Below are 22,015 nucleotides of genomic sequence, written 5' to 3'. Positions count from 1 at the left end.
AGCTCCATGTTGTCTGCGGAATACTTGGTGTTATCCATTCCTTTGACATGACTGCCGCAAGTGTTCATGACCTTCATTATCTCAAGGACGTACGCTGGGAATATCATGATTGCATGATGCTTGGAGACAAAGGCTATCTCTGTGCTGAGATTCAGAAGAATCTCTTTGAGGCAGCAAATATCACTCTTGAAGTTCCATATCGGCTGAATCAGAAAAACTGGCATCCGCCTACATGGGCATACAAGAGATTCCGTAAACGTATCGAAACGATATTTTCCCAGCTCAACGACAATCTTATGATGATACGAAACTATGCAAAACAATCCTGCGGTCTTTTCACCCGCATAGCAGGCAAAATAGCAGCAATGACGTTCATGCAATATGTCAATTTCGTTAATCATCATCCGATTGGGCGGATAAAATATTCTCTAATTTAATTCAACCAACAGGTAAACCTATATATTATGGCAACATACAAAAGAATCTTATTGAAGCTCAGCGGCGAGAGCCTGATGGGCGAAAAGCAATACGGCATCGACGAGAAACGCCTTGCCGAATACGCAGCTCAAATCAAGGAAATCCACGGATTGGGAGTACAAATAGGTATCGTGATAGGCGGTGGAAACATTTTCCGCGGATTGAGCGGCGCCAACAAGGGATTCGACCGTGTGAAAGGTGACCAGATGGGCATGCTGGCAACCGTTATCAACAGTCTTGCCCTCAGTTCCGCCTTAGTGGCTGCCGGGGTAAAAGCCCGCGTGCTGACTGCCGTACGTATGGAACCCATCGGCGAATTCTACAATAAATGGCGCGCCATCGAATGTATGGAAGCAGGTGAAGTAGTCATCATGTCCGCCGGTACAGGCAATCCGTTCTTCACTACCGATACCGGTTCCAGCCTGCGCGGCATCGAGATTGAAGCAGATGTCATGCTGAAAGGTACCCGTGTGGACGGCATCTATACCGCCGACCCGGAGAAAGACCCGACAGCCACGAAGTTCCACGACATCACCTACGACGAAGTGCTGAAGCGCGGTTTGAAAGTGATGGACCTCACCGCCACCTGCATGTGCAAGGAGAACAATCTGCCTATCATCGTTTTTGACATGGACACAGTGGGCAATCTGAAAAAAGTGATGCAAGGAGAAGACATCGGTACACTGGTGCATAATTGAATTGAAAATTGAGAAATGGGAATAAAAACCGAATGTTATTCAATTCTTAATTCCCAATTCCCGATTTAATAATTATATTTGCAAAGTTTCCAATTTAAAGCTATTCCAAAAAACGAAAATAATATGAGAGACGTAAAAGACATCTTAGACGAAGCGCAAGAAAGTATGGACATGGCCATCATGTATCTGGACGAGGCATTGGCTCATATCCGCGCCGGAAAAGCTGACATCCGTTTACTGGATGGTATCCGTGTGGATTCTTACGGAAGTATGGTTCCCATCAACAATGTGGCAGCCGTAACCACTCCCGACGCACGCAGCATTGCCATCAAGCCATGGGATAAGAGCATGTTCCGCGTCATTGAAAAGGCCATCATTGACTCCAGCCTCGGCATTATGCCCGAAAACAATGGTGAGATTATCCGTATCGGCATCCCGCCGCTGACGGAAGAACGCCGTAAACAACTTGCCAAACAATGCAAGGGAGAAGGAGAAACTGCCAAAGTCAGCGTACGCAATGCACGCCGTGATGCCATCGACGCCTTGAAGAAATCTGTAAAAGACGGACTGGCAGAGGATGCCCAGAAAGGCGGTGAAGAGAAGTTGCAGAAGATTCACGACAAGTTCATCAAACGGATTGATGACATGCTGGCTGCAAAGGATAAAGAAATCATGACCGTTTAATTAAGTTGAAAACGAAACATGGAAAGTTGAAAATGACCTGATATACCCAATATAGGCGCCTTTCAACTCTCCATGTTCAACTTTCAACTATCAACTTTCAACTATTTTGAGGGGACTCGTTATAAAAAACACCGGAAGCTGGTACTTGGTACGGACTGACGACGGAAGGGACATCGAATGCAAAATCAAAGGGAACTTCCGGCTGAAAGGCATACGAAGCACCAACCCCGTAGCTGTGGGTGACAATGTGAAAATCATACTGAACCAGGAAGGTACGGCCTTTATCAGCGAAATAGAGGACAGAAAGAATTACATCATCCGTCGTGCCTCCAACCTTTCCAAGCAATCGCACATTCTTGCCGCCAACCTCGACCAGTGCATGCTCATAGTGACGGTGAACTATCCCGATACCTCCACCACCTTTATAGACCGTTTTCTCGCCTCTGCCGAAGCATACAGTGTTCCCGTCAAGATTATATTCAACAAAGTGGATGCCTACGATGAAGAGGAGCTGCACTACTTGGACAGCCTAATCAACCTTTACACCACCATCGGCTATCCCTGTTTCAAGGTTTCTGCCAAAAAAGGGGAAGGCATCGACACCATCAAAGAAGAACTCAAAGGACGGACAACCCTCTTTTCCGGACATTCAGGGGTGGGGAAATCGACACTCATCAAAGCAATATTGCCTGATATAGAGATTAAGACCGGAGAAATATCCACCTATCACAATAAAGGCATGCACACCACGACCTTCTCGGAAATGTTCCCGGTTCCGGGCAACGGATATATTATCGACACTCCGGGCATCAAAGGTTTCGGGACATTCGATATGGAAGAAGAAGAGATAGGACACTACTTCCCGGAAATATTCAAGACATCCGCCGACTGCCGCTACGGCAACTGTACCCACCGCCACGAACCCGGATGTGCTGTACGCGAAGCTGTCGAGAAGCACTATATCAGTGAGTCACGATACGCTTCCTATCTGAACATGCTGGAGGACAAGGAGGAGGGAAAATACCGGGCTGCTTACTGATTTGTCATTTTATCACCTTTCCAGTCTGTATTCTTACACTTTTTTAACTCTTTATCTTTTAAACTATTCTCTTCTCCCGTAGTCTAATTTAAGGTTGATTTTATTGCTACTAAGACTACGACATGAATAAAAGAGTAAAATGGAGCATCATCATCATGATTGGTGCCGGACTGATTGGAGGAGGAATCTACTCCCAATTACCTAAAGAGAATGAAGAATTGACAGCTGCCGACAAGGTGATGACCGGTCGACATAACGGTAAGAAAATTCTAAATGTAAATGCAAAAATAATCAAACCGCAACTGCTGAAAGATGAGATACAAATCAGCGGCAGCCTGCTACCGGACGAGGAAGTGGACCTCTCTTTCGAGACATCCGGTAAAATCGTAGAAATAAATTTTGAAGAAGGCAGCTTTGTCAAGAAGGGACAGTTGCTTGCCAAAGTGAACGACCGGCCGTTGCAAGCACAACTGCAACGTCTCGTCTCCCAATTAAAGCTAGCGGAAGACCGTGTATTTCGCCAGAATGCCCTATTGGAAAGAGACGCTGTCAGCAAGGAAGCCTACGAACAAGTCAAGACAGAACTTGCCACCTTGAATGCCGACATCGACCTGATAGAATCGAACATCGCACAAACCGAGCTTCGCGCCCCCTTTGACGGTGTCATCGGTCTGCGTCAAGTCAGCGTGGGCACTTACGCCTCGCCTACGACCATCGTGGCCAAGCTTACCAAGATTTCACCCCTGAAAGTAGAATTTGCCGTTCCCGAGCGGTATGCCAATGACGTAAAGACAGGTGCCGGACTGGACTTTACCCTTGAAGGAAAGCTAAACGCTTTCCACGCTACGGTCTATGCCCGCGAATCGAAGATAGATCCTACCACCCATACGCTGACTATCCGTGCCCTTTATCCTAATGCCAACGGAACCGTGCTGCCGGGCCGCTATGCCAGCATCAAGCTGAACAAGGACGAAATTCAGGATGCCCTTGCCGTACCTTCCGAAGCTATCGTACCTGAAATGGGAAAGGACAAGATATTCCTCTATAAATCCGGAAAAGCCCAACCGATAGAGATTACCACAGGAATCCGTACGGAAGCGGAAGTACAAGTATTGCAAGGCTTGCAAGCCGGTGACACCGTCATAACTTCAGGAACGCTGCAACTTCGTACCGGACTGCCGGTAACACTGGACGCTGTTAATTGAAAAATGAAGAATTGATAATGGAGAACGAACACATCAAACAACCATTATCTGCAACCACTTCTTCTTTGTCAATTATCAATTATCAACCATCAATTATCAATTGAACATGAATATATCCGAATTAAGCATACGGCGACCGGTACTCTCAACAGTACTTACCATGATAATTCTGCTATTTGGTTTCATCGGCTACAATTACTTGGGTGTACGCGAATACCCGTCCGTAGATAATCCCATCATATCGGTGTCCTGCTCCTATCCGGGTGCCAACGCCGATGTTATCGAGAACCAGATAACAGAACCTCTGGAACAAAACATCAACGGCATTCCCGGCATACGCTCCCTCTCCAGTGTCAGCCAGCAAGGTTCATCACGCATCACAGTGGAGTTCGAGCTTTCCGTTGACCTGGAAACAGCCGCAAACGACGTGCGCGATAAAGTGTCGCGCGCGCAACGCTACCTGCCTCGCGACTGTGACCCGCCTACAGTTTCAAAAGCGGATGCCGATGCCATGCCTATCCTGATGGTGGCACTCCAGAGTGACAAACGTTCCTTATTGGAGTTGAGCGAAATTGCCGACCTCACCGTAAAGGAACAGCTACAAACAATCTCCGATGTCAGCAGTGTAAGTATCTGGGGAGAGAAGCGCTACTCCATGCGTCTCTGGCTAGACCCCATCAAGATGTCCGGTTACGGCATCACCCCCATGGACGTGAAGAATGCCGTAGACCAGGAAAATGTGGAACTTCCCTCCGGCAGTATCGAAGGAAATACCACCGAACTCACCATCCGCACACTGGGACTGATGCATACGGCGGAAGAGTTCAACAACCTTATTCTGAAAGAAGATGGCAACCGTATCGTCCGTTTCAGCGACATAGGACGTGCCGAGCTGGGCCCTGCCGACATCAAGAGTTATATGAAGATGAACGGTGTACCCATGGTGGGTATCGTAGTCATTCCGCAGCCGGGCGCCAACCACATAGAAATAGCCAATGCCGTATATGACCGCATGGAAAAGATGAAGAAAGACTTGCCCGAAGACATTCAATACAACTACGGTTTCGACAACACCAAGTTTATCCGCGCCTCCATCAACGAGGTGAAACAGACGGTATACGAGGCTTTTGTGCTTGTTATCATTATCATCTTCCTCTTCCTGCGCGATTGGCGCGTGACACTGGTACCGTGCATCGTGATTCCGGTTTCGCTCATCGGTGCCTTCTTCGTAATGTATCTGGCAGGCTTCTCCATCAATGTGCTTTCCATGCTGGCAGTAGTGCTGGCCGTAGGCTTAGTGGTGGACGATGCCATCGTAATGACTGAAAACATCTACGTCCGCATAGAAAAAGGAATGCCTCCTAAGGAGGCAGGCATCGAGGGAGCCAAGGAAATCTTTTTTGCTGTAATCTCCACCACCATCACGTTGGTTGCCGTGTTCTTCCCCATTGTGTTCATGGATGGCATGACGGGACGGCTGTTCCGCGAATTCAGTATAGTAGTATCCGGTTCGGTGGTTATCTCTTCATTTGCCGCACTGACCTTTACCCCGATGCTTGCCACCAAACTCTTGGTGAAACGCGAAAAGCAAAGCTGGTTCTACCGTAAGACCGAACCTTTCTTTGAAGGGATGAACCGGATATACAGCCGCTCGCTGAACGCCCTGCTGAAACAACGCTGGATGACGGTGCCCTTTACCGTAATCACTATTCTCCTCATCGGCTTCCTCTGGAACACGATACCCGCAGAAATGGCGCCGTTGGAAGACCGTTCGCAAATCAGCATCAACACGATGGGAGCCGAAGGTGTGACCTACGAGTATATCCGCGACTACACTGAAGACATCAACCAACTGGTAGACTCCCTCGTACCGGACGCCGAAGCAGTGACTGCGCGCGTATCAAGCGGTAGCGGCAATGTACGCATCACGCTAAAAGATATGAAAGACCGCGACTATACCCAAATGGAAGTGGCTGAAAGACTATCGAAAATGGTGCAGAAAAAAACCAAGGCGCGTTCTTTCGTGCAGCAATCCTCCTCGTTCGGAGGACGGCGTGGCGGCATGCCTGTGCAATACGTGTTGCAGGCCACCAACATCGAGAAGTTACAGGAAGTGCTGCCCAGGTTTATGACGAAAGTCTACGAAAGTCCTGTATTCCAGATGGCAGACGTGAACCTTAAATTCAGCAAACCCGAAGCACGCATCAATATCAACCGCGACAAAGCAAGCATCATGGGCGTAAGCACCAAGAACATTGCCCAAACCCTGCAATACGGCTTGAGCGGACAGCGCATGGGATACTTCTACATGAACGGAAAGCAATATGAGATATTAGGCGAAATCAACCGCCAGCAACGTAACAAGCCCGCCGACCTGAAGGGCATCTATATCCGAAGCGACAACGGGAACATGGTACAGTTGGACAACCTGATAGAGCTGACCGGCGGCATCGCCCCTCCCAAGCTCTACCGCTACAACCGCTTCGTCGCCGCCACCGTTTCTGCCGGACTTGCCGACAGGAAGACCATCGGTCAGGGACTGGACGAAATGGACCGGATAGCCAAGGAAACTCTGGATGACTCGTTCCGTACCGCACTGACGGGCGACTCAAAAGAGTATCGCGAAAGTTCGTCGAGTCTGATGTTTGCCTTCATACTCGCCATCGTACTGATTTATCTTATTCTTGCCGCCCAGTTCGAAAGTTTCAAGGATCCGCTGATTATCATGCTGACGGTGCCTCTCGCGATTGCCGGCGCACTGGTATTCATGTATTTCGGAGGTATTACCATGAACATCTTCAGCCAAATCGGCATCATCATGCTGATAGGTCTGGTAGCCAAAAACGGTATTCTTATCGTGGAGTTTGCCAACCAGAAGCAAGATGCGGGCGAAGAAAAGATGATGGCCATCAAAGATGCCGCCTTGCAACGCCTGCGCCCTATCCTGATGACAAGTGCCTCTACTATACTAGGACTGATACCGCTGGCATTTGCCACCGGCGAAGGGTGCAACCAACGCATTGCCATGGGTACTGCCGTCGTAGGCGGCATGCTCATCTCCACACTGCTGACGATGTACATCGTGCCTGCCATCTATAGTTATGTATCAACCAACCGAAGTAAACTAAAAACCGCATGAAACACATTGTTTTAATTTTCATAGCCATCGTCTGCACAGCACCGGGCCTTTATGCACAGCCTGCGCCTACCTACACCTTGAAGTCCTGCCTAGAGCAGGGATTGCTGAACAACTACTCCCTGCGCATTGTCCGCAATGAAGAGCAGGTCAGCAAGAACAACGCCACACTGGGCAATGCGGGCTACCTGCCCACACTGGACCTCTCCGCCGGCTACAAGGGAACCATAGACAATACCGAGACCAAAGCCCGAGCCACCGGAGAGACAACCAAGGACAACGGAGTGTTCGACCAAACTCTCGATGCAGGCATCAACCTGAACTGGACTATCTTCGACGGTTTCAACATTACCGCCAACTACCAACGGCTCAAGGAGCTGGAACGCCAAGGCGAGACCAATACGCGCATCGCCATCGAGGACCTGATAGCCAACATAGCCGCCGAATACTATAACTATGTGCAGCAGAAAATCCGCCTGAAGAACTTCCGTTATGCCGTATCGCTATCCAAAGAGCGCCTGCGCATTGTGGAAGAGCGTTACCACATCGGTAACTTCTCGCGCCTGGACTACCAGCAGGCCAAAGTGGACTTCAATGCCGACAGTGCCCAATACATGAAACAGCAGGAACTGCTGCACACCTCACGTATCCAGCTGAACGAACTCATGGCAAACAAAGATGTAGACCAGCCGTTTATCATACAAGACAGCCTCATCAACGTGACCGCCTCCCTGAACTTCGAGGAGCTGTGGAACGCCACCCTCACCATCAACGCCTCACTGCTACGTGCCGAACAGAACAATACCCTGGCCCGTCTGGACTACAAGAAAGTCTGCTCGCGCGACTACCCATACGTGAAGATGAACGGCGGATACGGCTACACCCTCAACAAGTATGACATCTCTGCCAACAGACGCCGCAGCAACCTCGGTCTGAACTTCGGCGTCACGGTCGGCTTCAATCTGTTCGACGGCAACCGGCGCCGCGAACGCAAGAATGCCCGCATTGCCGTGCAGAACGCTCGCCTGGAACGGGAGCAACTGGAGCAAGCCCTGCGCGCCGACCTCAGCAACCTATGGCAGGCCTACCAAAACAACCTGCAAATGCTGAACCTGGAACGCCAGAACCTTGTGGCTGCCAAGGAGAACCACGAGATTGCCATGGAACGATATATGCTGGGCAACCTCTCGGGAATCGAGATGCGCGAAGCCCAAAAGAGTCTGCTGGATGCAGAAGAACGTATTCTCTCCGCGGAATATGATACCAAATTATGTGAAATCTCCCTACTGCAAATCAGTGGAAAAGTAGCGCGCTATATGGAATAAGCAATATAATCCGTACCTTTGCGCCCAGTTTATCAGAATTGAAGCACAATGGGATTATTCATCAGAAAGCCATTCGAGGCACTGCAAGCGGAGGCTAATGCCTCCGGAAAGAAAACATTGAAACGTGTACTTGGTCCGTGGAGCCTTGTTGCCTTGGGCGTGGGAGTCATCATCGGAGCGGGTCTATTCTCCATCACCGGAACGGTGGCGGCAGGCTATACGGGACCGGCCATCACACTGTCCTTTGCCATTGCCGCACTGGGATGCTGCTTCGCCGGACTATGTTATGCGGAATTTGCATCCATGATACCCGTAGCCGGCAGCGCATACACCTACTCGTATGCCACGATGGGCGAACTCATCGCCTGGATTATCGGGTGGGACCTGGTATTGGAATACACCGTAGCCGCAACCACGGTAAGCATCAGCTGGAGCCGCTATCTGGTCGTCTTTCTCGAGGGACTGGACATACATCTACCGCAAGCCCTCACCGCCTGTCCCTGGGATGGCGGAGTCGTAAATATCCCCGCCTTCCTTATCGTAGTGCTGATGAGCCTCTTCCTGATACGGGGCACGGAAGGCAGCTCCATCTTCAACGGCTTCATTGTATTCCTGAAGGTTTCCGTCATACTGATTTTTGTCATACTCGGCTGGAAATACATCAATACCGACAACTATACACCTTACATCCCTGCCAATACGGGCGTGCTGGGCGAATATGGCTTCTCCGGCATCATGCGAGGGGCGGCCATCGTATTCTTCGCCTTCCTCGGGTTCGACGCCGTGAGCACAGCCGCCCAAGAGACGAAGAACCCGAAGCGGAACATGCCTATCGGCATTCTGGTCTCCCTGCTGGTATGCACCGTGCTCTATATGGTTTTTGCCCACGTCATGACGGGAGTGGCACACTACACCGCCTTCAGCGGACAGCAAGGCATTGCTCCCGTTGCCATAGCCATAGAGCACATGGGGCAGGCTAATGCAGCAGGTATCATCCAGCCGGACTATCCCTGGCTGAACCGTGCCATCGTGCTGTCCATTCTGTTCGGATATTGCTCCGTCATCATGGTGACGCTGCTGGGACAGAGCCGCGTATTCCTAAGCATGAGCCACGACGGACTGCTGCCTCCTTTCTTCTCGCATATCAACGAAAAGTTCCGTACTCCGGCACGCAGCAACCTGCTCTTCATGGTACTTGTGGGCCTGCTGGCAGCTTTTGTACCCGCACGGCTGGCCGGAGAGATGACAAGCATCGGCACGCTGATGGCCTTCACGCTAGTCTGTGCCGCTGTACTGGTAGTACGCAGAACCATGCCTGACGTGCCCCGTTCCTTTAAACCCCCACTTGTTCCACTTATCCCCATACTGGGTATTCTTACTTGCCTTTGCATGATGTTGTTCCTTCCTGCCGATACATGGATACGCCTGGTGCTGTGGATGCTCATCGGTCTGGACATCTACGTGGGCTACGGCATGAAGCACAGTAAGCTGGAGCATGGAGGCGCCACCCGCCACGGGCAGGTGGCCTTGAACATGATTGGACTTATCCTTGCCGTTCTTTGTGTCATCACCGGGCTGTGGCACCAACAGACTGTGGGATGGGGAGAAAGCAAAGTGCTGCTGATTATCTCGTTTGTTTTCGCATTCACGCACTGCGCTTACTATATGTGGAGAATCTGGAGGAAATAATAAGCCCTGAATCTCCTCCGTAAAATCCGGCAAGGATATCATATGGCGGAAACCAATGAATGTTACAGCATAGCCAATGGCAAACATGGGAATGCCGATGCCACGGAGTTGCCGGTCTGTCCAGTCATGGTTCCTCAGATAATGCCCCAACAATAGATAACCGTTGAAACCGGCAAAGTAATACAGCATACCGAACGAGTTTCAGTTTGTTTTGCTTGATGAAACAGAGTGTTCTATGCCGCGAAACACTTTGTTTCCCTCTACAAAACAAAAAAGCCGTAACAAGATTTTCTCCGTTACGGCTTTCCTTATATTATGTCTTTCTAAAAGGCTTCTGTTTTTACTTGCTGCAATTCCAGGGCTTCAGTTGCTTGAAGAAGTCGTTGCCCTTATCGTCCACCAGGATAAATGCAGGGAAGTTCTCCACCTCAATCTTCCAGATAGCTTCCATACCGAGCTCGGGATATTCCACGCACTCGATGCTCTTGATATTGTTCTGGGCCAAGATAGCTGCAGGACCACCAATAGAGCCCAAGTAGAAACCGCCGTACTTCTGGCAGGCATCCGTCACTTGTTGGCTGCGGTTACCTTTGGCAAGCATAATCATGCTGCCGCCGTGACTTTGGAAGAGGTCTACATACGGGTCCATACGTCCGGCAGTAGTCGGGCCCATGGAGCCGCAAGCCATGCCTTGAGGAGTCTTGGCAGGACCGGCATAGTAGATGGGATGGTCTTTGATGTACTGGGGCAGGTCTTCGCCACGGTCCAGACGTTCTTTCAGCTTGGCGTGTGCGATGTCACGGCCTACGATGATGGTTCCATTCAGAGACAAACGGGTGGAAACCGGATACTTGGTCAGCTCCTTCAGGATGTCGGCCATCGGCTGGTTCAGGTCAATCTTCACCACGTCGCCTTCACCGGCCTTACGGAGTTCTTCGGGAATCAGTTCGCCCGGATTGCTGTCGAGCTTTTCAATCCAGATACCTTCTTTATTGATTTTACACTTGATGTTGCGGTCGGCAGAGCAGGAAACGCCCAGACCCACGGGGCAGGACGCACCGTGACGCGGCAGGCGGATGATGCGGATGTCGTGAGCCAGATACTTGCCGCCGAACTGGGCACCGAGGCCAATCTTATGAGCTTCTTCCAGTACCAGCTTCTCCAGTTCCACATCGCGGAAAGCGCGGCCGAACTCATTGCCGGTAGTGGGTAGGTTATCGTAGAAGTGGGTGGAAGCCAGTTTCACAGTCAGCAAGTTCTTTTCGGCAGAGGTACCGCCAATAACGAATGCGATGTGATAGGGAGGACAAGCTGCCGTACCCAAAGTCTTGATTTTTGAGATAAGGAAGGGAACCAATGTTTCGGGGTTGAGGATAGCCTTTGTCTCCTGGTAGAGATAAGTCTTGTTGGCAGAGCCACCACCCTTGGTTACGCAGAGGAACTCGTACTCCATACCTTCCGTAGCTTCGATGTCAATCTGTGCGGGAAGGTTGCACTTCGTATTCACCTCATCGTACATGGTGAGGGGAGCATTCTGCGAATAACGCAGGTTCTCTTCGGTATAAGTCTTGTAAACACCCAGTGAAAGAGCTTCTTCATCACAGTAGCCGGTCCATACTTGTTGTCCCTTTTCGCCGTGGATGATTGCCGTACCCGTATCCTGGCAGAAAGGAAGTACCCCCTTGGATGCCACCTCTGCATTACGCAGGAAGGTGAGTGCCACATATTTATCGTTATCGCTTGCTTCGGGGTCGCTCAGAATCTTAGCAACCTGCTCGTTGTGCGAACGACGCAACATGAACGATACATCGCGGAAAGCCGCATTGGCCATTGCCGTCAGACCTTCTTTTTCAATCTTCAGGATAGGTTTTCCTTCAAACTCGCTTACCGACACGTAATCTTTCGTAAGCAGATAATACTCAGTAGTATCTTTCCCTTTCTCGAACATGGGCTGATACTTGAACGGAGGTGTTGTTGCCATAATTACTCGTATATTTAATGTTTAAAAGTGATTCGGATAGCAAAGGCAGCCCGAAAACCGCCTTTACAGAGCAAAGGTAAAAACTATTATTGAAATAATTCTTTAATTAGAGTAAAAAGGCGGCAAATCATAATTATTTTTCTGATACCCGCCGCATCCGTCCTATCAGTTCATCACCCAGCGCCGTCTTCACCTCTATATGTTTCAGTACAGCCGTCACAAACGGATTACTTTCAAAGTCGCCGCGCACCTGCTCAAAGTCGAGTTCCTTTTCCAGGCGCGAGCCGTCGGCACCGAAGCCCGTCATGGAAGCCAGTGAAAATTCTTTCTTGGCATCCTCATACACCATGCGGTCGAGGCCAACTACTGCTTCTTTCCATTTTTCGACAATGCGCATAACGTCTTCTGCCGTCATGTTCTCCGGTTTGATGCCATAGAATTCTTCCAGCCTCTCATACGCCCATGTCCATTCGTATGTATAATAGTTGCCGTGCATCTTCTCAAACTCGGCATTGATAGACTTCAAGCGGTCGACTTTACCGGACTCAATACCGTCTATCAGCGCATCTATCTCACTCTTCGGAGCTATCAATCCGGAAATATCCACCCATTCGCCACTGCCAATGGCAGTATCGGGCTTCAAACGGGCACGTATTTCTTCATTGCTCCGGAAGTCAATGCCTTCCAAGCGCTTGATGACAGAGTTTCCGAGGAACTTATGAATGGCTATTTCATAGAAGCGGATACCTTTCACCAAAGCCGAGTTACGTATCTTCGCACTATGGAAAGAATAGATATCCGAAAGCTCGCCACTGGCATGACGCAGATTCTGCAACGTTTCCCGTCCCTTGAACATCTTCTGCACCGTGTAGGGGCTAAGAAGATTATAGTTGATGTAATCCAGTTTGTTCGGGTCGGTACGCCCGTCACGTTTCGGCCACTTCTGGGCATCGCGGATGGTACCCACACTACGCAGGTTGACACCGGGCACGAGGTAGGTGGTATTATTCTGCTCTATCAAGTAAGAGAACGGCAGGTTCGAAGTATCAGAATGGTTGACATGGCGCCCCATTACCAAGGAGAACGCTCCCACCCTTGCAGGCCACAAGATGTACGAATCGGAAGTCGTCTTGGCACCACGCTCCAAAGTGCCTTGATGGATAGGCCCTAACTTATACATATGGTTGCTCTGATTAGACCCCGAACCGGCATTCATAAAGGAAAACATACCAGCAATCAGCAACGTGGATTTATGGTGCGTCACCGTATAAGGTCCGGCAAAAATAGCGCACGCCTCCCCGTTCTCTCCCTGGCAGTTGCTGAAAAACAAAGAGTCTGAGGCAGAGTAGTTGTGTCCCAACTTGCATGCCTGCCCCACGAAGCAGCGGCTCAGCATAGCTCCGTCATCTACATGAGACCCGGTAGAGATGATGAAATCATCACAAATCACCCCATGCCCGATGTGTACCGGCGCCACCTCGTTGCTGTTGATGCTTCCGTTATACAGACGGCATGTACCACAGATGCGGCAATAATCACCGATGCGCACATTCTTTATGGAACCGGTGTTCAATATCATTACATGGTTCCCGATGCTTCCTACAGCAGAAGCATGTTTGTTGGAATAAAAATCCGTGATTTCCTTCATCCGTGCAATCAGCTCCGGACGATGGCGGTAAAGCGCCAGAATATAGGCCTGGTGTGCGGAGAGTTTATCACTAATCAGTACCTCACGGCCTCCTGTTTCATTCAAAACAGACACTTCTATCCCGTTGCCAAACTTCGACACACCGTCTACCAGAATAATATCCACATTCTCAATAAAGGTGTCATGCCCTATTTCATAATTGGCAATATAGTTCTGGATATTCTCAATACAACAGTTATCTCCCACCGTTACATTATGCAACGTCACATGCCGCAAACCGGAATGCTTCCTGATTCCTCCCGGCAACATAAATTCTGAATGGAACACTCCCAAACGCACCTCACCTGAAAAACGGGTATGATGCACAAATTCCGTTGAGAACTCTTCTGCAACGGTTACTTTCCCCCAATCATCAGCCAGACATGACTGACTCTTCAACCGGAGAATTTCATCTTCGGTCAGTCTTCTGTAATTCATCCTTATAACGAGTTATGAGTTATGAGTTATAAGTCATTGCCTTTGCCGGCACTACCAATTCAAACCGCTGCCAGCAAACAACTCATAACTTATAACTCATAACTAAAATTAAATTTCTTCTTCGTAGGTCTGATAAAGAAAGTCATTATAGGGGTACTTCTGCACGTGCAATTCCTTCACACGCTGATAAACTACACTCTTCAGTTCCTCCATATTGATTTTTTCGCGGGCAGAAATAAAGAGGCAGTCATCCTCCATCTTGGCCATCCACGTCTTCATCAGTTCTTCGAGTGTCAAGTTTTCCTTGGTTCTGGGGGTAAGGTCGTCAGCCGCTTTCTCTATATAAGTATAAGCGTCTATCTTATTGAATACAAGAATCATGGGCTTACCGGCGGCACCGATATCTGCCAACGTCTTGTTCACAACTTCTATCTGTTCTTCAAAATCCGGATGAGAGATGTCTACGATATGCAACAACAAGTCCGCTTCGCGTACCTCATCCAAGGTAGACTTGAAGGAATCTACCAAATCCGTCGGCAATTTACGGATAAAGCCCACCGTATCGGAAAGCAGGAATGGCAGGTTCTCAATAATAACCTTGCGCACCGTGGTGTCCAACGTGGCAAATAGCTTATTTTCTGCAAAGACTTCACTTTTAGAAAGTAAAGTCATCAATGTGGATTTTCCTACATTGGTATATCCCACCAATGCCACACGAATCAAGCGTCCGCGGTTTTTACGCTGCGTAGACTTCTGCTTGTCAATCTCAGCCAAGCGCTCCTTCAACAATGACATACGGTTCAGGATGATACGGCGGTCCATTTCCAGCTGCGTTTCACCCGGGCCGCGAAGTCCCACGGAACCTTTACCTCCACCGGCACCGGAGCCACCACCCTGGCGTTCCAAGTGGGTCCACAAACGTTGCAGACGAGGAAGCATATACTTGTATTGCGCCAGTTCCACCTGCGTTTTCGCGTTGGCAGTCTGTGCACGCATGGCAAAAATATCGAGAATGAGCGAAGTACGGTCCAATATCTTAATCTTCAACTCCGCTTCAATGTTACGTATCTGTTTCGCAGAAAGTTCATCGTCAAAAATCACCATGCCGACTTCACGTTCGGCTTCTTCTTCATTACGGATATACTCTCTGATTTCTTCCAGCTTGCCCTTGCCGACGTAGGTCACGGAATGTGCCTGGTCCAGCTTCTGGGTAAACCGCTTCACTACTTCCGCCCCGGCTGTCTCAGCCAAGAATGCAAGCTCGTCCAGATATTCATTGGTCTTACGCTCATCCTGGGTCTTCGTGACAAGACCTACCAATATCGCTGTTTCTGCCCGCACTTCGGAGATTACAAATTCTTTCATAGTTTCTATACCTTATTATATATACGTATTGTTGGTTCGGGCAGCAAATATAAATAATTTTGGCGGAAGCGCCTTAAAAAGGGGAATAAAATAAAAACAGACACAATAGAAAAATGGCATGTAAGATGAAGTCAAACTTCATCTTACATGCCATTTCTAATTACATATTATCTAATTGCCAGGATAATCAGAACCCTTCCGGCATCTCCAGCGTTTCCGTGAATCCTTGATACAGTACTCCCCATTTACCACTGTCAAGTACTACTAAGCCCTGCATCGGGAAAGACAACACGTTTCCTTTACGCTCCATACCTGCTGCTGCAAAGTATAGCATACCATAATCCGTCTTGTCATAACCAGTAGGTTGAGGATCCCAACCTATCAGTTCTTGATTGTCATCGCTTAGCGTAAACATGATGGGATATCCTTTCGTAATGCAATCTTCCAGCTTATAGATGTTAGCCTCTTTAGCCTTCAGCACAGGTTGATCCCAACCCTCGCCAAATAATTGAGATGCATAGTAGCCTGTACCTATATTGAGCCAAGTATAGTCACGCTTTATATTGACCGTCACCTTAGGTGAACCATAAACGTAGGAATCTTCTTCAGGAATGGTAATAGTATAAGATGCAGTAGTACCCACAGCTATGTCAAACGCAATCTTTACTTCTTTGAGTGCTTCACCGGCAGCAAAATCAATCGTTGTCGGTACTGTTACGTTCTCCGCATCTGTAGTCAAGTGAATAGATGCAGCCGCATCTGTTTTCTGACGGCCGATTTTGACCACAAAAACCTGTTCATCATTCGGATAATAAGTCAAATCAGTGTTATCAGCATAAATATAAGCTTGTACACCCTCGGTAGGAACCGGAGAAGGCTCCCACTCCACACCGTCTGAACAAGCCGTCATAGCCAAACCGCATACGGTCAAGCCCAAAAACAATTTATTGAATATCTTATTCATATACAAATTCTATTAAAAGTTAGTTCATTGGTTAATTGTTACCTGGTGCAAACTCCCCTATCGGAGTAGGACGTTTAGCAATAGCACCGGACGGGTCCGGATTGTTCATTCCCTGAAGGGCAGTATTTGAATCGACCTCGGTCTTAGGAATCATCAATGTCCAGTTGGGCTTCACACCTTTACAGTTTATCTTGAAGATATCTTCTATAAAGTTGGTACCCTCATAATTCTGAATGACATCCGGTTTCAGACGTTTAGCCGTGGGGAATGCGATTCCCTCACCCCAGAACTCGATACGCATCTGTTTCAACACCTCAAGTTGGAAATTACGCAAATCACCCGTACTGAAATTGTAATTGCTCTGGCGGTACTGCTTCATAAAGTTATTCAACAACTGTACGCCTGCTGCCACATTCTGGCTGGCACCTACTGCTTCAGCCTCTATGAGATACATCTCTTCCACACGCATCACGGGAATATCTGCAGCCGCACCCACAGAATAAGTGTTATAGTCACCACCCACGGGGCGGAACTTCAATGACATATAATCCGGCTGTTCATCCAGCCATGCATTGCCTCTCACTGACTGGTAAGCGTAAGCACTTCTGTCCGGGTCAAGGTAGGAATATTTGCGGAAATCGGTAGCAGGAATCGCGTCATAAAGTGAACGTGCCATCTGGAGCTTAGACAAAGAAGCATATCCCCAATCCGCTTCATTGGAAATGTGACCAATGAAATTAGCAAGATTACCCATATTGGAAGCCGTGGGGTGAAGGTACCACATCCATGCAGAAGTAGCCGTATTGAAACCGGTAGTGGGATTATGCCACTGTGATTCGCTCATAGGTGTTGCTCCCGATTTATCAATAGCCTTGCGGGCATACTCGGCAGCTTTAGCAAACTGACCATCCCACATATATACTTTAGCCTTCAAACCGTATACGACCGCCAAGTCGGGGAAATTCTTACTGACAGGTGTATAAGACTCCAGACCTATCTCTGCCTTGTCAAGGTCGGCAAGAATGAAATTCACCAATTCTTCGTGGGTTGCACGCGGATTGCTCTTCGCAATGTCGTTAGTTGTTGCCTCAGTCACGATGGGCACCGTCAGCCCCAGTACCTTGCTACAATCGGTATAGATGTTTTCTACCGGTTCGAAAAGTACCATCAGCGTATAATAGTCCAATGCACGGAAAGCATGGGCTATACTTCCAAGCCCACGCATTTCATCGGTAATTGTGGGATCAGTCACATCAACGGCCGCAATCACGTCATTGGCCGATTTAACGAACTTATATAGGGTGAAGTAAGGCAAATATGAATAATAGCCGGTGTCGTTCATACCATTATTGGCATTGAAGCGCCACCACCAGTCATATCCGTAATCCGTAGCCACGACATCACCCAGCAGTTCTGTCTGGGCCAACATCAATGAAGGATAAGCAAGGTCGGTCTCATGTGTTTGCTTACCGTACACCAGATAGCCTTGTACCATTTGCGATGGCAAGCCATTAAGCGAAGCCTCAATTGCTGTTGCCGATGCACCAATCTGATCGGAGGTCGCTGTAGAATCTTCGGGAAAAACCTCTTCTATACAGCCGGTCAATACCGTGGCCGATACGACCATAACCGAAAATAGTTTGAATATATTCTTCTTCATAATCATTGTAATCTATATATTAGGTTTAGAACTCAAATGACACACCACCGGAGATGGTACGCATCGGTGAATAGAAAGTAGCATTGGTTGTCTCGTCGTATGACTGACGTGGGTCGAACCCTTTACGTTTAGACCAATAGAAAACATTTTCTGCCGACATATACACGCGCAATGAGTTGATGGCCAACTTTCTTGTCCACTTGGAAGGTAACGTGTAGCCCACATTAATATTCTGGATATTCAAGAAGCTTGCATTTGTCAAGAAGCGCGTAGACATTTCCCCTGAATATTGGTCGTTCATCTGGAAACGAGGGATATTAGTATTTGTGTTCTCAGGAGTCCATGAGTTCAGCAAATCCTTATGGTAGTTGTAACCAGCCGTACCATAAGGTGACGACATAAAGTAAGCATACGTACCATCATATTGCTTACCACCAATCTGGTAAGTGAAGTTTATGCCGAAGTCCACGCCATATACTTTCAGTTTGGTACCGAAACCACCATACACCTTAGGTATTGAGCTTTCCTCTGTGATGTAATAGTCAGCCTGAGCATGATTCGTAGTCGTTTCACGTCCGGTGATATTGCCGGCCTCGTCCTTGACATTCTTATAGAACAAAGACTCACCCTTTTCATTCACTCCGGCATACTCCTTCAAGCGCCATGTAAACATAGACAAATCCTCACCAATGAAGAAGCTTCCGTTAGAATAGCCCTTATATCCTTTTCCATCAGCTGTATACTCAGTAGTAATCAACTTATCAGGATCAAGCATCGTAATACGGTTCTTCAAGGTTGAAATGTTCACATTCACATCCCACGTAAAGTTACGTGTATCGAAGATATTCACATTGAAGTCCATTTCCACACCACTATTGACCATGTTACCAACGTTGTCCATATAGGAAGCATAACCCAATGAGGGAGCCACGGTAAATGAGAACAACATATCCGAAGTCTTACGTCTGTAGTACTCGATGCTACCGGTCACACGGTTCCACAACTGGAACTCTGCACCGATATTGAAGTTAGTGTTGGTTTCCCAAGTGATGTCTTTAGTGCCCTTAGATTTAAATGAAGTACCAAGGCTGTTGTTAGAGTTGATAATGTTAAATCTATCCGTATAGAGGAAATCACCGATATTGTCATTACCTTGTGAACCAATAGAAGCCTTCAACTTCAGTTCCTGCACCCATGAAGCATCAAACCAGCTTTCTTTGTTGATAAGCCACGCACCGCCTACCGACCAGAATGTACCCCAGCGATGGTCCGGATGGAAACGGCTGGAAGCATCACGACGCAAAGAAGCCGAGCCGAAGATGCGTTCGTCATAATTGTATTGCAAACGGCCGAAGAAACCTTCATTGTTACGACGCTCTTTATAGGAAGAAGCACCTTGTCCGTCGATAATGGCACCGTCCAGTTCTTTATTATCTTGAGAGAACATCTGCGACTTGCTGGCAGCCAGAAAGTAATAACGGTAATCATAATATTCATGACCCAAAAGGATGTCGAAGTTATTGTCGCCAAACGAACGGGCATAAGAAACAAGTTGTTGCAAGTTGTAATCGTAAGTACGTGTATGATACTTGCTCACTGTACCTCCGGTGGAGTCAAACTGTCCGTAGTAGGGATTGTACACGTAAGAAAAGCGTGTCTCATCCAAGTTGAAAGCGCCATTGAATGTCACCTTCAAGCCTTCTATAGGAGTTATATCTACAAAGGCGTTGCCGTTAATGGCATTTCCTTCAGAGTTTCTGGTATTAAGTTTATTATCCAGAATAGGGTTGGCATCAGCAATGAAAGGACGCTGCATACCTGCGTTGATACCGCTACCGTAGTCCATCATTCCAATACCATTATTATCCATCATGATGCTACCGTCAGCATTGCGCACGTAGGCAGGATAGATGGGAGCCATTTGGGTAACAAACGCCCATATATTACCGATAGACGAACTGGTACCATTGTTACTCAACGAGTTGGAATCAAAACGTGCATATCCCATATTGCCGCCAATCTTCAACCACTTCTTAGCTTGATAATCAGCTTTCAAACGACCAGTCAAACGTTTCAGGTCAGAGCCTTCAGTGATACCCTCATTTCCAAGATAACCTAAAGAAACATAGAAAGAGGACTTTTCATTGGCTGCGCTCACCGAGAAGTTGTATTCCTGACGCAGACCGGTACGCATTCCCACATCTTCCCAATCATCCGGAGTCAGCAGATAGTCACGTCCTTTATAATTCACAACTCTACCCAATGTAGCGTTGGGGTTGAGCTTACCATTCTGCCCGATGAGGAACTGTCCATCGGGAACCGTATACACATTGTACCCCAATCCGCCATTGGAGCCAAACAGATTCTTGTTTGCCTCAAGCCATGCAGCTTGGTCATTCATTCCCGTTGACTTATAATAATTGTTCATGGCACGATAATGCATCTCGTAGTACATGCCAGGATTGTCAATCACTTCATATTTCTGCAACGCTCGAGTGTTAGCACCCCACTTAGCATCAAAAGTCACCTTAGCCTCTCCCGACATATTGGCCCTTTTGGTAGTGATGATAATTACACCATTAGCACCACGAGCACCGTAAAGAGCATTGGAAGCCGCATCCTTCAATACTGTCATTGACTCAACGTCGTTAGGATTGATATTATTAATATCACCGCTATAAGGAGCGCCGTCCACAATAATCAGAGGGTCATTCTTTGCATTGATTGAGCTAAAACCACGAATCTTGATGGATGACTTTGAACCCGGAGCACCGTCATTGGAAGTCAGTGTCACACCCGGCACAGCACCTGCCAAGGCATCAGTAACATTCGTCACTTGCGACTGCTCCAGCTTTTCGGTACCAACCACCTTAGCCGAACCCGTAAATGCAGACTTCTTTGCTGTACCGAAAGCAACCACCATTACCTCATCAAGCATCTCAGTATCAGACTTCATCACCACTTTTAAGCTGGGTTTTATTGCCACTTCTTGGGTCTGCATACCAATATAAGAAATCACCAAAGTTTTCGCGGAACTATAATATTTTTATTTTATTAGTAATCAGTCAATTATGCTATATAGTAGAAATAGCTATAGCGAAACTCTCTTTCTTACAAGGTATATGTATAGGGATACAATGCATAAAACCTTACTGTAGTGATACTATTTGTAGGATTAACAACCAGATTATCAAATGCATATCATGAAGTTAATACTCTGCATAAAGATTTTAAATGATTCTTCTTATATGAAGAATATCTTTTGTCAACATCTGTCATCCTAGTTGCTTTCAATGAAGCATTTACTCTACATTGTCATTTTATCAGCGAAAGTACTAAAGTCTATGTAAAAGAATATTTCAATAGCTTCAAAGAAAAGTAAACTCAAAACTTTGTGATTAGCCAAACAATCAAGACAATTGTTGTTTCTTCATAACAGTTTTTATCACATTTCCACCTGCTCCTTGCATCCCTCTATTCATCGGCATTACAAACGCTGTGGAAGCAATGCAAAAGTGTGGAAGCAAAATTTGCTTCCACACCTCTAATCAGCCTTAAATATTGATAGTACATCAATGTCAATCTTCTATTTATGTAACACTATAGCTGTTTGATTCTCAGTAGCTTTTTACTGCAAGATTTTGCAAACCTATTGCAGCGATACTGC

13 protein-coding genes and 2 pseudogenes are annotated in these 22,015 nt (G+C 47.7%); 8 read left to right on the top strand and 7 right to left on the bottom strand.

Annotation, left to right across the window (positions count from 1 at the left end):
* The 8 genes from HU824_RS11275 to HU824_RS11240 all read left to right on the top strand — a co-directional run.
* The coding region (locus tag HU824_RS11275) for a transposase (RefSeq protein WP_176468892.1) at positions 1-437 on the top strand (437 nt) is incomplete at its 5' end.
* 27 nt (positions 438-464) lie between these two features.
* Positions 465-1,175 (top strand): UMP kinase, encoded by a 711-nt coding sequence (gene pyrH, locus HU824_RS11270; RefSeq protein WP_136009530.1) that lies wholly within the window; start codon positions 465-467, stop codon positions 1,173-1,175.
* A gap of 123 nt (positions 1,176-1,298) precedes the next feature.
* The gene (gene frr / locus HU824_RS11265; protein ID WP_025834253.1) at positions 1,299-1,859 is read left to right on the top strand and encodes a ribosome recycling factor; all 561 of its coding nucleotides are present in this window, start codon (positions 1,299-1,301) and stop codon (positions 1,857-1,859) included.
* A 106-nt stretch (positions 1,860-1,965) separates the two neighbouring features.
* A complete protein-coding gene (gene rsgA, locus HU824_RS11260; RefSeq protein ID WP_176468891.1) occupies positions 1,966-2,898 on the top strand; it encodes a ribosome small subunit-dependent GTPase A in 933 nt (310 codons plus the stop codon).
* Between the two features lie 122 nt (positions 2,899-3,020).
* Positions 3,021-4,103: an efflux RND transporter periplasmic adaptor subunit gene (locus HU824_RS11255; protein WP_176468890.1), complete on the top strand. Its 1,083-nt coding sequence runs from the start codon at positions 3,021-3,023 to the stop codon at positions 4,101-4,103.
* 106 nt (positions 4,104-4,209) lie between these two features.
* The gene (locus tag HU824_RS11250) at positions 4,210-7,242 is read left to right on the top strand and encodes an efflux RND transporter permease subunit (protein WP_176468889.1); all 3,033 of its coding nucleotides are present in this window, start codon (positions 4,210-4,212) and stop codon (positions 7,240-7,242) included.
* Entirely contained in the window at positions 7,239-8,564 is a 1,326-nt protein-coding gene (locus tag HU824_RS11245) for a TolC family protein (protein ID WP_176468888.1), read from the top strand. Before HU824_RS11250 ends, HU824_RS11245 begins: the two co-directional genes overlap by 4 nt.
* Before the next feature lie 48 nt (positions 8,565-8,612).
* Positions 8,613-10,253, top strand: coding sequence for an amino acid permease (locus HU824_RS11240; protein WP_176468887.1), 1,641 nt, complete (start codon positions 8,613-8,615; stop codon positions 10,251-10,253).
* 9 nt (positions 10,254-10,262) lie between these two features.
* On the opposite strand, the pseudogene HU824_RS19760 reads toward HU824_RS11240, so the two are convergent.
* The 7 genes and pseudogenes from HU824_RS19760 to HU824_RS11205 all read right to left on the bottom strand — a co-directional run.
* Positions 10,263-10,454 (bottom strand): annotated as a pseudogene (locus tag HU824_RS19760) (acyltransferase); the annotation flags it as partial.
* 139 nt (positions 10,455-10,593) lie between these two features.
* The gene (locus tag HU824_RS11235) at positions 10,594-12,234 is read right to left on the bottom strand and encodes a fumarate hydratase (protein WP_005824254.1); all 1,641 of its coding nucleotides are present in this window, start codon (positions 12,232-12,234) and stop codon (positions 10,594-10,596) included.
* A 133-nt stretch (positions 12,235-12,367) separates the two neighbouring features.
* Entirely contained in the window at positions 12,368-14,359 is a 1,992-nt protein-coding gene (locus HU824_RS11230; protein ID WP_168354283.1) for a DUF4954 family protein, read from the bottom strand.
* A 108-nt stretch (positions 14,360-14,467) separates the two neighbouring features.
* A complete protein-coding gene (hflX, locus tag HU824_RS19520) occupies positions 14,468-15,724 on the bottom strand; it encodes a GTPase HflX (protein WP_136009523.1) in 1,257 nt (418 codons plus the stop codon).
* A 187-nt stretch (positions 15,725-15,911) separates the two neighbouring features.
* The gene (locus HU824_RS11215) at positions 15,912-16,688 is read right to left on the bottom strand and encodes a hypothetical protein (protein WP_176468886.1); all 777 of its coding nucleotides are present in this window, start codon (positions 16,686-16,688) and stop codon (positions 15,912-15,914) included.
* 31 nt (positions 16,689-16,719) lie between these two features.
* Positions 16,720-18,348 (bottom strand): RagB/SusD family nutrient uptake outer membrane protein, encoded by a 1,629-nt coding sequence (locus tag HU824_RS11210; RefSeq protein WP_255260501.1) that lies wholly within the window; start codon positions 18,346-18,348, stop codon positions 16,720-16,722.
* A 25-nt stretch (positions 18,349-18,373) separates the two neighbouring features.
* A pseudogene (locus HU824_RS11205) lies at positions 18,374-21,385 on the bottom strand (SusC/RagA family TonB-linked outer membrane protein); the annotation flags it as partial.
* Positions 21,386-22,015 lie beyond the last annotated feature (630 nt).

Source organism: Bacteroides sp. L10-4 (assembly GCF_013373675.1).
GTDB classification, from domain to species: domain Bacteria; phylum Bacteroidota; class Bacteroidia; order Bacteroidales; family Bacteroidaceae; genus Bacteroides; species Bacteroides muris.
This window is presented reverse-complemented; position numbering and strand designations above follow the sequence as displayed.

What these genes read in the sequence shown, in the direction of transcription:
- pyrH (WP_136009530.1), top strand. Translation starts at nt 465, where the DNA reads ATGGCAACATACAAAAGAATCTTATTGAAGCTCAGCGGCGAGAGCCTG.
- frr (WP_025834253.1), top strand. Translation starts at nt 1,299, where the DNA reads ATGAGAGACGTAAAAGACATCTTAGACGAAGCGCAAGAAAGTATGGAC.
- HU824_RS11255 (WP_176468890.1), top strand. Translation starts at nt 3,021, where the DNA reads ATGAATAAAAGAGTAAAATGGAGCATCATCATCATGATTGGTGCCGGA.
- HU824_RS11250 (WP_176468889.1), top strand. Translation starts at nt 4,210, where the DNA reads ATGAATATATCCGAATTAAGCATACGGCGACCGGTACTCTCAACAGTA.
- HU824_RS11245 (WP_176468888.1), top strand. Translation starts at nt 7,239, where the DNA reads ATGAAACACATTGTTTTAATTTTCATAGCCATCGTCTGCACAGCACCG.
- HU824_RS11240 (WP_176468887.1), top strand. Translation starts at nt 8,613, where the DNA reads ATGGGATTATTCATCAGAAAGCCATTCGAGGCACTGCAAGCGGAGGCT.
- HU824_RS11235 (WP_005824254.1), bottom strand. Translation starts at nt 12,234, where the DNA reads ATGGCAACAACACCTCCGTTCAAGTATCAGCCCATGTTCGAGAAAGGG.
- HU824_RS11230 (WP_168354283.1), bottom strand. Translation starts at nt 14,359, where the DNA reads ATGAATTACAGAAGACTGACCGAAGATGAAATTCTCCGGTTGAAGAGT.
- hflX (WP_136009523.1), bottom strand. Translation starts at nt 15,724, where the DNA reads ATGAAAGAATTTGTAATCTCCGAAGTGCGGGCAGAAACAGCGATATTG.
- HU824_RS11215 (WP_176468886.1), bottom strand. Translation starts at nt 16,688, where the DNA reads ATGAATAAGATATTCAATAAATTGTTTTTGGGCTTGACCGTATGCGGT.
- HU824_RS11210 (WP_255260501.1), bottom strand. Translation starts at nt 18,348, where the DNA reads ATGAAGAAGAATATATTCAAACTATTTTCGGTTATGGTCGTATCGGCC.